At 72.2% G+C, this 12,579-nt stretch carries 14 protein-coding genes; 4 read left to right on the plus strand and 10 right to left on the minus strand.

Translation table 11 applies throughout. The features are described from left to right. Positions 1 to 55 precede the first annotated feature (55 nt). From hisF to hisD, 8 genes are all read right to left on the minus strand, one after another. Positions 56 to 838, minus strand: coding sequence for an imidazole glycerol phosphate synthase subunit HisF (hisF, locus tag AB0M26_RS07345; RefSeq protein WP_365255959.1), 783 nt, complete (start codon positions 836 to 838; stop codon positions 56 to 58). Continuing rightward, entirely contained in the window at positions 835 to 1,245 is a 411-nt protein-coding gene (locus AB0M26_RS07350) for a RidA family protein (protein WP_365255962.1), read from the minus strand. The genes hisF and AB0M26_RS07350 overlap by 4 nt, the downstream gene beginning before the upstream one ends. Then, positions 1,242 to 1,967 (minus strand): bifunctional 1-(5-phosphoribosyl)-5-((5-phosphoribosylamino)methylideneamino)imidazole-4-carboxamide isomerase/phosphoribosylanthranilate isomerase PriA, encoded by a 726-nt coding sequence (priA, locus tag AB0M26_RS07355; RefSeq protein WP_365256360.1) that lies wholly within the window; start codon positions 1,965 to 1,967, stop codon positions 1,242 to 1,244. The genes AB0M26_RS07350 and priA overlap by 4 nt, the downstream gene beginning before the upstream one ends. Positions 1,968 to 2,026: 59 nt before the next feature. Continuing rightward, positions 2,027 to 2,674: an imidazole glycerol phosphate synthase subunit HisH gene (gene hisH, locus AB0M26_RS07360; RefSeq protein ID WP_365255965.1), complete on the minus strand. Its 648-nt coding sequence runs from the start codon at positions 2,672 to 2,674 to the stop codon at positions 2,027 to 2,029. Beyond that, the gene (locus AB0M26_RS07365) at positions 2,671 to 2,838 is read right to left on the minus strand and encodes a hypothetical protein (RefSeq protein WP_365255968.1); all 168 of its coding nucleotides are present in this window, start codon (positions 2,836 to 2,838) and stop codon (positions 2,671 to 2,673) included. The genes hisH and AB0M26_RS07365 overlap by 4 nt, the downstream gene beginning before the upstream one ends. Before the next feature lie 132 nt (positions 2,839 to 2,970). Beyond that, on the minus strand, positions 2,971 to 3,564 hold the full coding sequence (gene hisB / locus AB0M26_RS07370) for an imidazoleglycerol-phosphate dehydratase HisB (protein ID WP_365255971.1): 594 nt from the start codon (positions 3,562 to 3,564) through the stop codon (positions 2,971 to 2,973). Beyond that, complete coding sequence (locus AB0M26_RS07375; protein WP_365255974.1) at positions 3,561 to 4,727, minus strand: histidinol-phosphate transaminase; 1,167 nt, start codon at positions 4,725 to 4,727, stop codon at positions 3,561 to 3,563. The genes hisB and AB0M26_RS07375 overlap by 4 nt, the downstream gene beginning before the upstream one ends. Next, a complete protein-coding gene (gene hisD / locus AB0M26_RS07380; RefSeq protein ID WP_365255977.1) occupies positions 4,724 to 6,043 on the minus strand; it encodes a histidinol dehydrogenase in 1,320 nt (439 codons plus the stop codon). Before hisD ends, AB0M26_RS07375 begins: the two co-directional genes overlap by 4 nt. 177 nt (positions 6,044 to 6,220) lie before the next feature. Between hisD and AB0M26_RS07385 the strand changes: the two genes are divergently transcribed. The 4 genes from AB0M26_RS07385 (at position 6,221) to ybaK (ending at position 10,586) form a co-directional block, all read left to right on the plus strand. Then, complete coding sequence (locus tag AB0M26_RS07385) at positions 6,221 to 7,822, plus strand: oxidoreductase (RefSeq protein ID WP_365255980.1); 1,602 nt, start codon at positions 6,221 to 6,223, stop codon at positions 7,820 to 7,822. Positions 7,823 to 8,308: 486 nt separating this feature from the next. Further along, positions 8,309 to 9,301, plus strand: coding sequence for a hypothetical protein (locus tag AB0M26_RS07390; protein WP_365255983.1), 993 nt, complete (start codon positions 8,309 to 8,311; stop codon positions 9,299 to 9,301). 11 nt (positions 9,302 to 9,312) lie between these two features. Continuing rightward, positions 9,313 to 10,053, plus strand: a complete 741-nt coding sequence (locus AB0M26_RS07395; RefSeq protein ID WP_365255986.1) for an LON peptidase substrate-binding domain-containing protein — start codon at positions 9,313 to 9,315, stop codon at positions 10,051 to 10,053. 32 nt (positions 10,054 to 10,085) lie between these two features. Beyond that, complete coding sequence (gene ybaK / locus AB0M26_RS07400; RefSeq protein ID WP_365256363.1) at positions 10,086 to 10,586, plus strand: Cys-tRNA(Pro) deacylase; 501 nt, start codon at positions 10,086 to 10,088, stop codon at positions 10,584 to 10,586. Positions 10,587 to 11,022: 436 nt separating this feature from the next. Here ybaK and AB0M26_RS07405 read toward each other — a convergent pair whose 3' ends face one another. After that, positions 11,023 to 11,613 (minus strand): DUF2567 domain-containing protein, encoded by a 591-nt coding sequence (locus AB0M26_RS07405; protein WP_365256366.1) that lies wholly within the window; start codon positions 11,611 to 11,613, stop codon positions 11,023 to 11,025. A gap of 71 nt (positions 11,614 to 11,684) precedes the next feature. Beyond that, positions 11,685 to 12,539 carry an ABC transporter permease gene (locus tag AB0M26_RS07410; protein ID WP_365255989.1) on the minus strand — a complete coding sequence of 285 codons (855 nt, stop codon included), beginning with the start codon at positions 12,537 to 12,539 and terminating at the stop codon, positions 11,685 to 11,687. Between the last annotated feature and the right edge of the window lie 40 nt (positions 12,540 to 12,579).

Genomic DNA, 12,579 nt, shown 5'->3' on the forward strand with positions numbered 1-12,579 from the left:
AGAACCTCGACGTCACGCCGGACGGTCGGACCGGAGCAGCATGCGGTCCGCGGGTTCAGCGGACCGGGTGGCCCGCCTCCCGCAGGGCCTGCTTGACCTCGGCGATCCGCAGATCACCGAAGTGGAAGACGGAGGCGGCGAGCACCGCGTCCGCGCCGGACGCGACCGCCGGCGGGAAGTCGTCCAGCTGCCCCGCGCCACCCGACGCGATCACCGGAATGGTGACCTGTTTGCGGACGGCCTCGATCATCGTGGTGTCGTAGCCGTCCTTCGTCCCGTCGGCGTCCATGGAGTTCAACAGGATCTCGCCCGCGCCCAGTTCGGCCGCGCGATGTGCCCACTCCACCGCGTCGATGCCCGTGCCGCGCCGCCCGCCGTGCGTGGTGACCTCGAAGCCGGACGCGGTGGCCGGGCCCGCTTCGGGAGTCGCGGCGCAGCGCCGGGCGTCGACGGACAGCACCAGCACCTGGCTGCCGAAACGCTCGGCGATCTCGCGGATCAGCTCGGGTCGGGCGATGGCCGCGGTGTTGACGCCGACCTTGTCGGCCCCGGCGCGCAGCAGCTTGTCGACGTCGTCGGTCGTGCGGACCCCGCCGCCCACGGTGAGCGGGATGAAGACCTGCTCGGCGGTGCGCCGCACGACGTCGTACGTGGTCTCGCGGTCGCCCGAGGAGGCCGTGATGTCGAGGAAGGTCAGCTCGTCGGCGCCCTCGGCGTCGTACAGCTTGGCCATCTCGACGGGGTCGCCCGCGTCGCGCAGGTTGCGGAAGTTGACGCCCTTGACGACCCGGCCGCCGTCCACGTCCAGGCAGGGGATGACTCGGACCGCCAGGGTCATGGCGCGGACTCCTCGGGGCTGCTGCGGAATGCTTCGAGTTCCACCTCGACCAGGACACGCGAGTCGACGAAACCGGAGACCACGACGAGGGTCGCGGCCGGGCGCGCGGCGTCGAAGAACTCCTTGTGCGCCCGGGCGACGTCGTCGACGTCGCGCAGGTGGGTCAGGTACATGCGGGTACGGATGACGTCCTCCGCACCGAGGCCGAACTCCTTGAGCGCGGTGACGGCGTTGCGGAACGCCGCACGCGCCTGCTCGTACGGGTCGCCCTCGCCCTGCAGCACCCTGCCGGTGAACGGCATCGTGCCGGAGACGAGGACCCGGTCACCGGCCGCGACAGCGCGCGCGAAGCCGATCGTCTCCTCCCAGGGGCTGTCGGACTGCACTCGCTGCACGCCTTCGCTCATCCGGACACTGCCTCCAACGCCTCTCGCAGGGTGAACGCCTTGGCGTAGAGCGCCTTGCCGACGATGGCGCCCTCCACACCTTGGGGGACGAGACCGGCGATGGCCCGCAGATCCGCCAGCGAGGAGACTCCTCCGGAGGCGACGACTGGCTTGTCGGTCGCGGCGCAGACGTTCCTCAGCAGTTCGAGGTTGGGGCCCTGCAGGGTGCCGTCCTTGGCGATGTCGGTGACGACGTACCGGGCGCAACCCTCGGAGTCCAGACGGGCCAGCGTCTCGTAGAGGTCACCGCCGTCGCGGGTCCAGCCGCGGCCGCGCAGGGTCGTGCCGCGTACGTCGAGGCCGACGGCGATGCGGTCGCCGTGCTCCGCAATGACCTTGGCGACCCACTCGGGGGTCTCCAGGGCCGCGGTGCCCAAGTTGACCCGGGTGCAGCCGGTCGCAAGTGCCGCGGCCAGGGTGTCGTCATCCCGGATGCCGCCGGAAAGCTCGACCTTGATGTCCATGGCGCGGGCGACCTCGGCGATCCGCGCGCCGTTGTCGCCGGTACCGAATGCGGCGTCCAGGTCGACCAGATGCAGCCACTCGGCACCCTCCTGCTGCCAGGTGAGGGCGGCCTGGAGGGGATCGCCGTACGAGGTCTCGGAGCCGGACTCGCCGTGGACCAGGCGGACGGCCTGGCCGTCGCGGACGTCGACGGCGGGAAGGAGTTCGAGCTTCGGCATCACGGGGCTCTCAGTGCTCTCGGGGCTCAGGGTGGTCACAGGGCTCACGGGGGTGGGGGTCACAGGGTATTGATCCAGTTGGTCAGAAGCTGGGCTCCGGCGTCGCCGGACTTCTCGGGGTGGAACTGGGTGGCCCACAGCGGGCCGTTCTCCACGGCTGCGACGAACCGTTCCCCGTGCACGGCCCAGGTGACCTTCGGCGCGCGGATGTTCCGGTTGCCGGTTTCCAGCTCCCAGTCGCGCACGGCGTAGGAGTGCACGAAGTAGTAGCGGGTGTCGGTGTCCAGTCCCGCGAAGAGCCGGGAGTCCTCGGGCGCCTCGACGGTGTTCCAGCCCATGTGCGGGACGACGTCGGCCTTCAGCGGTCCTACGGTGCCGGGCCACTCGTCGAGGCCCTCGGCCTCGACGCCGTGCTCGATGCCCCGGCTGAAGAGGATCTGCATCCCGACGCAGATGCCCATGACGGGCCGCCCTCCGGCCAGACGCCGCCCGACGACCCAGTCCCCGCGGGCCTCCTTGAGCCCGGTCATGCAGGCGGAGAAGGCTCCGACACCGGGGACGAGCAGGCCGTCGGCGTTCATGGCCGTGTCGTAGTCGTGCGTGACCTCGACATGGGCGCCGACGCGGGCGAGGGCGCGCTCGGCGGAACGGATGTTGCCGAAGCCGTAGTCGAAGACGACGACACGCTTCGCGGGCCCGGTGCTCATGCGAACACCCCGTCCAGGCGCAGCACGCCCGCGGCCAGGCACATCACGCAGGCCATGCCGAGCACCACGATCACGCCCTTGGGCATCTTCTGCCTGGAGAAGGAGATGACACCGCCGAGCAGGAACAGCCCGACGACGATCAGGAGGGTGGACAGGGTGTTCACGGCGTCCCTTCGTTCGCCCCGGTGCCTTCCCGGGGCTCCGTCACAGCGCTCTATCGTTCGCTTCTCCGCCCGCGCGGCGCTGAGGCGCGGGCATCACCATCGCCCGCGACCCGGCTGCCGCGCGGGCCTCGCTCACAGCGCGCCCTTTGTGGAGGGCAGGATCCCGGCCGCCCGCGGGTCGCGCTCGGAGGCGTATCGCAGCGCGCGGGCCAGGGCCTTGAACTGGCACTCGACGATGTGGTGGGCATTGCGCCCGTACGGTACGTGGATGTGCAGGGCCACCTGCGCCTGCGCCACGAAGGACTCGAAGATGTGCCGGGTCATCGTCGTGTCGTACTCGCCGATCATCGGTGCCATGTTGTCCGGCTCGGTGTGCACCAGGTACGGGCGGCCCGACAGGTCGACGGTCACCTGCGCCAGCGACTCGTCCAGCGGCACCGTGCAGTTGCCGAACCGGTGGATGCCCGTCTTGTCGCCGAGGGCCTGCTTGAAGGCGGCGCCGAGCGCGAGTGCGGTGTCCTCGATGGTGTGGTGGCTGTCGATGTACAGGTCGCCGTCGGTCTTGACGGTGAGGTCGAAGAGGCCGTGGCGGCCGAGCTGGTCGAGCATGTGGTCGTAGAAGCCGACCCCGGTCGCCACATCGACCTTCCCGGTGCCGTCGAGGTCGATCTCGACGAGGACGGAGGTCTCCTTGGTGGTGCGCTCCACGCGGCCCACGCGGCTCATCGGTTCAACTCCTTCATCAGATCGCGCACCGCATCGAGGAACGCGTCGTTCTCTTCCGGGGTGCCCGCGGTGACGCGCAAGCGGCCCGGTACGCCGTTGTCTCGGACCAGCACACCGCGATCCAGCAGGGCCTGCCACACGGCATGGGCGTCGATGGCGGGAACACTCCCCCCGGCCTCGCCGGGGGCACCCCCACCCCCGCCCTTCAGGCTCTGGGGGAGGCCGAACTGTACGAAGTTCGCGTCCGATTCCGTGACCTCGAGGCCGGTGGCGCGCAGTTCGGCGACCAGCCGGTCCCGCTCGGTCTTGAGCTGTTCGACGTACCCGAGCAGCGTATCGGTGTGCTCCAGGGCGGCCAGCGCGGTGGCCTGGGTGACGGCCGAGAGGTGGTACGGCAGACGCACGAGCTGGACCGCGTCCACGACTGCCGGGTCGGCGGCCAGATAGCCCAGCCGCAGCCCGGCCGCGCCGAAGGCCTTCGACATGGTGCGGGAGACGACCAGGTTCGGGCGGCCCTCGATCAGCGGCAGCAGGGAGGGCCGGTGGCTGAACTCGCCGTACGCCTCGTCGATCACGACGAGCGAGGGCTTGGCCGCCTGGGCGGCCTCGTACAGCGCCAGCACGGTCTCCGCTTCGACGGCCGTGCCGGTGGGGTTGTTGGGCGAGCAGACGAAGACGACCTCCGGCTTCCGCTCGGCGATGGCGGCGGTCGCGGCCGCCACGTCGATGGTGAAGTCCTCGTTGCGCGGTCCTGAGATCCAGCCGGTGCCGGTGCCGCGGCTGATCAGCGAGTGCATCGAGTACGAGGGCTCGAAGCCGATGGCCGTGCGGCCCGGGCCGCCGAAGGCCTGGAGGAGCTGCTGGATGATCTCGTTGGACCCGTTGGCGGCCCAGACGCCGGCCAACTCCACCGGGTGCCCCGTGGTCCGCGTCAGATACCTGGCCAGGGCGGTGCGCAGCTCGACGGCGTCCCGGTCGGGGTAGCGGTTGAGCCCGCGGGCGGCCTCGGTGACGCGCTCGGCGATGCGCCGCACCAGCGGCTCGGGCAGCGGATACGGGTTCTCGTTGGTGTTCAGGCGCACGGGCACGTCGAGTTGCGGCGCGCCGTACGGGGACTTGCCGCGCAGCTCGTCCCTGATGGGCAGATCGTCGATGCCGGTCACGGGCTCGGCACCTCTCCGTCGAACCGGGCCTTGAGCGCAGCCCCGTGCGCGGGCAGGTCCTCGGCCTCGGCGAGGGTCACGACGTGGTGGGTGACCTCGGCGAGGGCGTCGCGGGTGTAGTCCACGACGTGGATGCCGCGCAGGAAGGACTGCACGGACAGGCCGGAGGAGTGGCAGGCGCAGCCGCCGGTGGGCAGTACGTGGTTCGAACCGGCGCAGTAGTCCCCGAGCGAGACGGGGGCGTAGGGGCCGACGAAGATCGCGCCCGCGTTTCGGACCCGCGCGGCGACGGCCGACGCGTCGGCGGTCTGGATCTCCAGGTGCTCGGCGGCATAGGCGTCGACGACCCGCAGGCCCTCGTCCAGGCCGTCGACGAGGACGACCGCGGACTGGCGGCCGGCCAGTGCCTCGCCGATGCGCTCGCGGTGCCGTGCGGCGGCGACCTGGGTCTTGAGCTCGGCCTCGACCTGCTCGGCCAGCTCGACGGAGTCGGTGACCAGAACGGCGGCGGCCAGCGGGTCGTGCTCGGCCTGGCTGATCAGGTCGGCGGCGACGTGCACGGCGTCCGCGGTGGCGTCCGCAAGGATGGCGATCTCCGTCGGGCCCGCCTCGGCGTCGATCCCGATACGGCCCTTGAGCAGGCGCTTGGCGGCGGCAACGTAGATGTTGCCGGGGCCGGTGACGAGGTCGACCGGCAGGCACTCCTCCGTGCCGTACGCGAACATGGCGATCGCCTGGGCGCCGCCGGCGGCGTACACCTCGTCGACGCCGAGCAGGGCGCAGGCGGCGAGGATCGTGGGGTGCGGCAGCCCGTCGTACTCCTTCTGCGGGGGCGAGGTGACGGCGACGGCGTCGACGCCTGCCTCCTGGGCCGGGACCACGTTCATCACGACGGAGGACGGGTAGACGGCCCGGCCGCCCGGGACGTACAGACCGACGCGCTGCACGGGCACCCAGCGCTCGGTGACCGCGCCACCGGGGACGACCTGCGTGGTGTGGTCGCTGCGGCGCTGCTCGCGGTGGACGAGACGGGCGCGTCGGATCGACTCCTCCAGCGCGGCGCGCACCTGCGGGTCGAGCCCGGCCAGGGCGCGGTCGAGCACCGCGGCGGGTACGCGGACCCGCGCGATACGCACACCGTCGAATTTTCCCGCGTAGTCGATCAGCGCGGCCGAGCCCCGATGCCGTACGTCCTCACAGATCGGCCGCACCTTCTCCAGGGCGGCCTCGACGTCGAACTCGGCACGGGGCAGCAGGTCACGCAGGGCGGCACCCTCGGGGAGGGCGTCTCCGCGCAGATCGATTCGGGAGATCACGGAGCCAATTGTCTCAGACCTGTTCCGATGCGCGGTCGTGCGTATCAGTGGCTGATACACGCCCTTCCGCGAATTCCTTGACACTGCTGACCGTTAGCGTTCAGCCCGTTACGGAACGGGAATAGGGAGCTTGAAGGAGCCGTGTGGGCCGCGCGGCGCGGAAAGGGGGCTGCGGAGGTGTCCGGAGCAGGTGACGGCGAGCCGCCGGAGGGCCTGGAGCTGACCCCGGCCGAGTGGGGGATGTGGCAGGCGTTTCGCAATGGAAGCACTCATGATCTTCGCACTCGCAATCCCGTACACGATGATCCGGAGGGCCAGTACCACTGGGGGCCCGACCGCGCCGTCCGCGCGCGCATCGTGGCGCTCTTACTCCTCGACGGCCCGCCCGCGCAGCCGGGGCGGGTCGCCGCGCTCAAGCTGACCGGTGCGTACATCACCGGCACGCTCGATCTGTCCGGCGGCACCATCGAGCCGTACGTCGAGCTGTTCGGCTGCCGTTTCGAGAACGAGGTCCTGCTGCCCGAGTCCCGCTTCTCCACGCTGCGCATGGTGTTCTGCGCGATACCCCGGCTGGAGGCCGCCCGGCTGACCACCGAGGGGGACCTGCATCTGGCCCGCTGCACGGTGCGCAGCGGCATACGCCTCACCGACGCGCACATCGGCACCGACCTCATGCTCAACCAGCTCACGGTCTACAAGGACCGCAAGGGCCGCTCCATCTCGGCGGACGGCATGACCGTCGCCCAGGACCTGCAGGCCGAGATGATGCAGTCGTACGGCGAGTTCAGCATGCGTGGCGCCCAGATAGGGGTGTCGCTGAGCCTGCGCGGCACGCGGCTGAGCAACCCGTACGGGCGGCGCGCGCTCAACGCCCCGCAGCTCACCGTCGAGCGGTCGCTGTACATGACGGCGGCCGGGCTGAGCTCATCGCCGCTGGCGGGCTCCTCGGGCACCACACCCCCGTACGGGATCACGCCGACCCGCGGCACCCGCATCCAGCACTTCGAGTGCGAGGGCGGGGTGCGGCTGGACGACGGGCGGTTCGGCGACGCCGTCGACTTCTACCAGGCCCGCTTCGTCATGGACGCGGGGCAGGAGGTGTCGCTGCGCCGCATCCAGACGCCCGAGCTGCGCTTCCTCGGCGAGCGGCCGGAGCGGGGGCGGGTGGTGCTCTCGGGCGCAAAGGTCGTCAATCTTGTCGACAAGGCGACGAGCTGGCCGGGGCCGGGCGGCCTGGCGATGGCGGGGTTCGGCTACGAGACGCTGATACCCCGCGGCTCCTTCCCGCTGACCGAGCGGCTGGAGTGGGTTGCCGCGGCGACGCCGGAGTACGCCCCCGAGCCGTACGAGCAACTGGCGGCGGCGCTGCGGGCCAGCGGTGAGGACGCGGACGCGCGGGCGGTGCTGCTGGCCAAGCAGCGGCGGCGGCGGGAGACACTGCCACTGGCGGGGAAGCTGTGGGGCCATCTCCAGGACTGGACGGTGGCCTACGGCTACAAGCCGGGGCGTGCGGCGCTGTGGATGGCCGTCCTGTGGGCGGTCGGCACGCTCATCTTCGACCGGAACCCGCCGAGGGAACTGCGCGACGGTGAAGCGCCGCACTGGAACGCCATGTTGTACGCGCTGGACCTGCTGCTGCCGGTCATCGACCTGGGGCAGGCGACGTTCTGGAAACCGGAGGGCCGCTTCCAGTGGACGGCCACCCTTCTGATCCTGCTGGGCTGGATCCTCGCGACGACGGTCGCGGCGGGCGTGTCGCGCGTCCTGCGCCGTAGCTGACCCCCGCCGCCGGGCCCGCCCCCGTACGCAACCGGGCTTCACCTCGACCGTCGGCGCGACATCCCGCCCGGCGGACATCACGCCCGGTGCACGTCGCGCCCGGCGGACATGCAGACGTCGCGTTCGGTGCGCGGCGCGCCGAGCGCGAGGAACGGGCGCAGAGGGGAAGGCCCATGCGGGATGCGAAGGCGCGAGCGGGAGACCGGGGGCGTACGGGAGCGCGGACGGCGCGGCAACCTCTTACCCTGCGGACCTTTCACGCCCTCTGCGACCTGCAATCTTTACGCGGTATTGACCATTCCGCAAACAACCTTTCCGCTGATACCGAAGCGTCACCGAATTGCCCTGGCGCGTCTTTGACCTGCGCCTTTCAATGAGCCCAGTACCGTGCACCGCACGCTACCGGCATACCAGACATCCTTCCCGTCTCCCCACAGGCCGGAGGTACCCGTGGTCTTCCTCCAGGCGTTGATCACCACGGCTCGCATGATCCGTCACACCCCCCTCCTCGCAGCCGGCCTGCCACCCGACGACGACGTCCTGCTCGACGCGCCCGACGAACGGCTCGGCCCGGTGCTCGCCGCCGCCGGGCGGGGCGAGCACCACCCGGCCGCCGCGCTCCTCGCGGCGACCCGCGAAGCCGCCGAATGGGAGTCGCGCGACCGCTACGCCACCCGCCTGGCCGTCTTCGCGCGCCACCGCTCCGACTGGTTCGCCCAGTGGCGCGCCGCCGCGCCCGGCGACCCGGACGCGGCCCTGGTCGAAGCCGAACTCGCCGTCGGGGCCGCGTGGGAACTGCCAGGGCGCGCCGAGCCGCTCCGCGGCACCGCGCCGCTCATCGAGGCCGCGGCGCAGGCCGCACCGGGCGACCCGGTGCCGTGGCGCCTCGCGCTCGACCACGCGCGCGGCACCCACGCCCCGCGCGCCGACTTCGACGCCCTGTGGGCCGAGGCCGTCCAGCGGTCCCCGCACCACTACGGGTGCCATGTCGCCGCGCTGCAGTACCTCAGCGCCCTCTGGCACGGCTCGCACCACGAATGCTTCGACTTCGCGGAGCGTGCGGCCGCGCAGGCACTTCCCGGCTCGCTGCTGCAAGCCCTGCCCGTGCGGGCCTCGTTTGCGGTGCTCCTCGGCGAGGAACGCCGCCCTGAGCGTGGCACCCTGGTCTCCCTCAGCGGCCGCATCGACAAGGCGGCGGACCTGGCCATCGCCCTGTCGGCCCGCTATGCGCCCGGCGACCCCTGGCCCGCCGAGGTGCGCAATCTCCTCGCGTACGTCCTGATCGTCCGGGGACGCTGGAGCGAAGCGCTCGAACAGTTCCGGCTGATCGGCCCGTACGCGACCGGATTCCCCTGGAGCCACATCTCCGACGATCCGCTCGGGCAGTTCCTGGAACTGCGCGACGGCGTCCGTATCCAGGTCGCCTCCACCATGCCCCTTCGCCGGCGGTCCGGCCGTGCCGCGGCAACCGGCCATTAGGCTTGAGCGTTGTGACTGTCGCGCGCCTGCCACTCTTCCCGCTGAATTCGGTGCTGTACCCCGGTCTCGTGCTGCCTCTCAACGTGTTCGAGCAGCGGTATCGCGCCATGATGCGCGACCTGTCGAAGCTGGACGAGGAGACGCCGCGCCGGTTCGCCGTCGTCGCCATCCGCGACGGCCACGAGGTCGCGCCCAGCGCCCCCGGCATGCCGGACGCCACGGCCCTGCCCGAGCGCGGGCCCTCGGCCGGGTTCGGGGACGACCCGCTGCAGGCCTTCCATCCGGTCGGCTGTGTTGCGGACGCGGCCACGATCCGGGAGAAGAGCGACGGCGGATTCGACGTCCTGGCGACCGGCACCACGCGCTTCCGGCTGCGCGCCGTCGACGCCTCGGGGGCGTATCTGATGGCCGAGACCGAACTGCTGGAGGAGGACGAGGGCGAGGGCGCGGGGGCTCTCGCCTCGGGGGTCATGCGGGCCTTCCGCACGTACCAGAAGCGGCTGGCCGGGGCGAACGAGCGGTCGCTGAGCGAGGAGCAGGAACTGCCGGACGAGCCGTCCGTACTGTCCTACCTGGTCGGCGCGGCAGCGGTCCTGGACACCCCGGCGAAGCAGCGGCTGCTGGAGGCCCCGACCACGGCGGAACGGCTCCGGCAGGAGCTGAAGATCCTTCGCGCCGAGAGCACGCTGATCCGGGGGATCCCGTCGCTTCCGGCGGTCGATCTGACACGGCAGCCGACGAATCCCAACTGAGCAGGAGCTTGAGGACCTTGGGGAAGCATGCCTTGGGGAAGAAGAAGCAGAAGGCGGGTCCAGGCGGGACGCCCGCCACCGTCGCGCTGACCGAAGCCGGTACGGACTTCACGGTGCACGCGTACGAGCACGACCCGTCCGTCGCCTCGTACGGCGAGGAGGCGGCCCGGGCGATGGGCGTGGAGCCGGACCGTGTGTTCAAAACACTGCTGGCCGAGGTCGACGGCGCGCTGACCGTGGCGATCGTCCCGGTCGCCGGATCGCTGGACCTCAAGGCGCTCGCGGCCGCGGTGGGCGGCAAACGGGCGGTGATGGCGGACCCGGCGGTGGCGGAGCGCACCACGGGCTACCTACGGGGCGGGATCTCGCCGCTCGGGCAGCGGCGGCGACTGCCGACGGTGCTGGACGCCTCGGCGTCCGCGCACGCGACGGTGTGCGTGTCGGCGGGCCGCCGCGGGCTGGAGGTCGAGCTGGCCCCGGCGGACCTGGCGTCGCTGACGGCTGCGGTGCTGGCGCCGATCGGCCGCGCCTGATCGCACGGGCGGGCGGCGCCGGGGGTGCCGTAGGGAGCGGGCGGCGCCGGGGGTGCCGCCGCCGGAACACGGCTCGACGCGAGCCGGGGCCAGTTCCAGCGTGGGCCGGGGGCCGGGGGCCGGGCCGGGGCCGACCGAGCGTGGGCCAGGGCCGACCGAGCGTGGGACAGGGCCGATCAGGAGCGGGCCGGGACGACTCGGACGTGAACCGTCCCTCGCCCGCTCACCGGTGGACCAGTTCGAGGCTCACCGGTGGACCAGTTCGAGGCGGCGAGCTCCGCTCAAGCAGGGGCCGGCCCACGCGAACAGGGGCTGTGGACTCGCTCAAGCAGGGGCCGGGCCCGGCCCGGGCGTGGACCGCGCGCTCGCCCTCCCAGAAACGAGGCCCCGCTCAGGCGTCAGCCGAGATCCCGCCCCCTCCGGGAGCCGGGGCCGGTCAGGAGTGAGCCGGGGGCTCCGGGTCCCGGGGGCCGAAAATGCCCGTCAGGCAGAGGTGGACCGCCGTGGCCGCGATCGGCCACGCCAGCAGCGCGCCCTTCGCCCGGAGCTGCAGCGGCGCCTCGAAGGTCTTGCCCTTCCCCACCTCGCGGGCGTGCGCCGCCACGTCCTGCGCCGGGCCCAGCCAGACGCCGAGCCGCCAGGCCACGACCGAGGCCAGCAGCGCGCCCACCGCCGTCCCGATGACGATCGCGATGCCGCCGCGCCGGAAGAACCAGAAGACCACCGCACCGGTGAGCACTCCGAGGCCCGCCGCGAGCAGGACGAACGTTCCGTCCGCGCCGATCGCTTCCTCGCCCTCGGTGTTCTTGATGAAGACGGCCTTGCCGTCCGAGACCAGCGCGACCCGCGGAGCCAGCCAGAGCCAGAGCAGGCCAAGCGCCACCCCGGCGACCGTCACGCCCACCGCCACCAGCGCCCCCTGCCGCAGCTCCGCCCCCAGGCCCGGCCCGTCGTGGTTCTCGGGGTACGGCCCCGCGGCGGCGGAGCTCCTGCGCGGGTCGTGCGGATGCCGGTCGTGCGGTGTCATCGGTGCGGTCACCCCGTCATCGTGCCAGGCCGGAGCAGTACCGGATCGAGCAGGACGCCGGTCCGGGCGCGTCATCGGACCGCCGCCCGCCGGTAGGCCCAGGTCGCGACGGCCAGCGACACCACGCCGACCGCCGCGCATACCGCGAGATCCGCGCCGACCATAAGCCAGACCGGCCGCGCCTCGAAGGTGCGGGCCAGCGCCTCGACACCGTACGTCGACGGCAGCAGGTCCCGTGCCCAGGACACCGGGCCCGGCAGGTGCGCGGCGGGGAGCACGCCCAGCAGCAGCGCGGCGGACATGCCCAACTGGCCGAGCAGCGTGGCGATTTCCTGGCGGGGGGCGAGGAGGCCGAGGGCAGCGCCGAGTCCGGCGAGCGCTGCGCCCGCGAGCGGGATCACCGCCAGAAGGATCCACAGATGTGCCAGTGGCAGGCCGAAGAGCAGGCTGCCGACGAGGGCGGTGACGGCCGTACCGGGCGCGGTGAACGAGGCGTACGCCCCGGCGGCGCCGAGGACGACCGCGGCGGGCGGTACGGGCAGGGTGGCGTAGTGGTCGAGCCCGCCGCCGGCGCGGAGCTGCCCGAAGTACTGGGCGAGGAGGTTGAGTGCCACGAAGGCCACGACGAGGACGCTCGACCCGGCGACCACGGCGCGCGCCTCGTCGCCGCCGTCCACGACCCCGCGCATCAGCACCATGATCCCGACGCTCTGGAAGGTCGCGACGAACAGCAGCGGGATGCGGGCCACACGGGCCCGGGAGAGCTGGGCGCGGTAGACAGCGGCCAGGGCGGGCAGCAGGCGTGCGCGGGGGGCGAGCGGGGACACCGCGTCGGGCAGGGCCCCGGCATCCCGGTCACCGGTCTCCTCGGACCCGGCCGTCGTCCGGAGCTGACCGGACACCGCCTCCGCGGGCACGACACTCACGTTGCGCTGCTCCTGTTCGATACGGGCCGGTGGTCCACCA

This window comes from Streptomyces sp. NPDC051776, assembly GCF_040681345.1.
Lineage (GTDB): Bacteria > Actinomycetota > Actinomycetes > Streptomycetales > Streptomycetaceae > Streptomyces.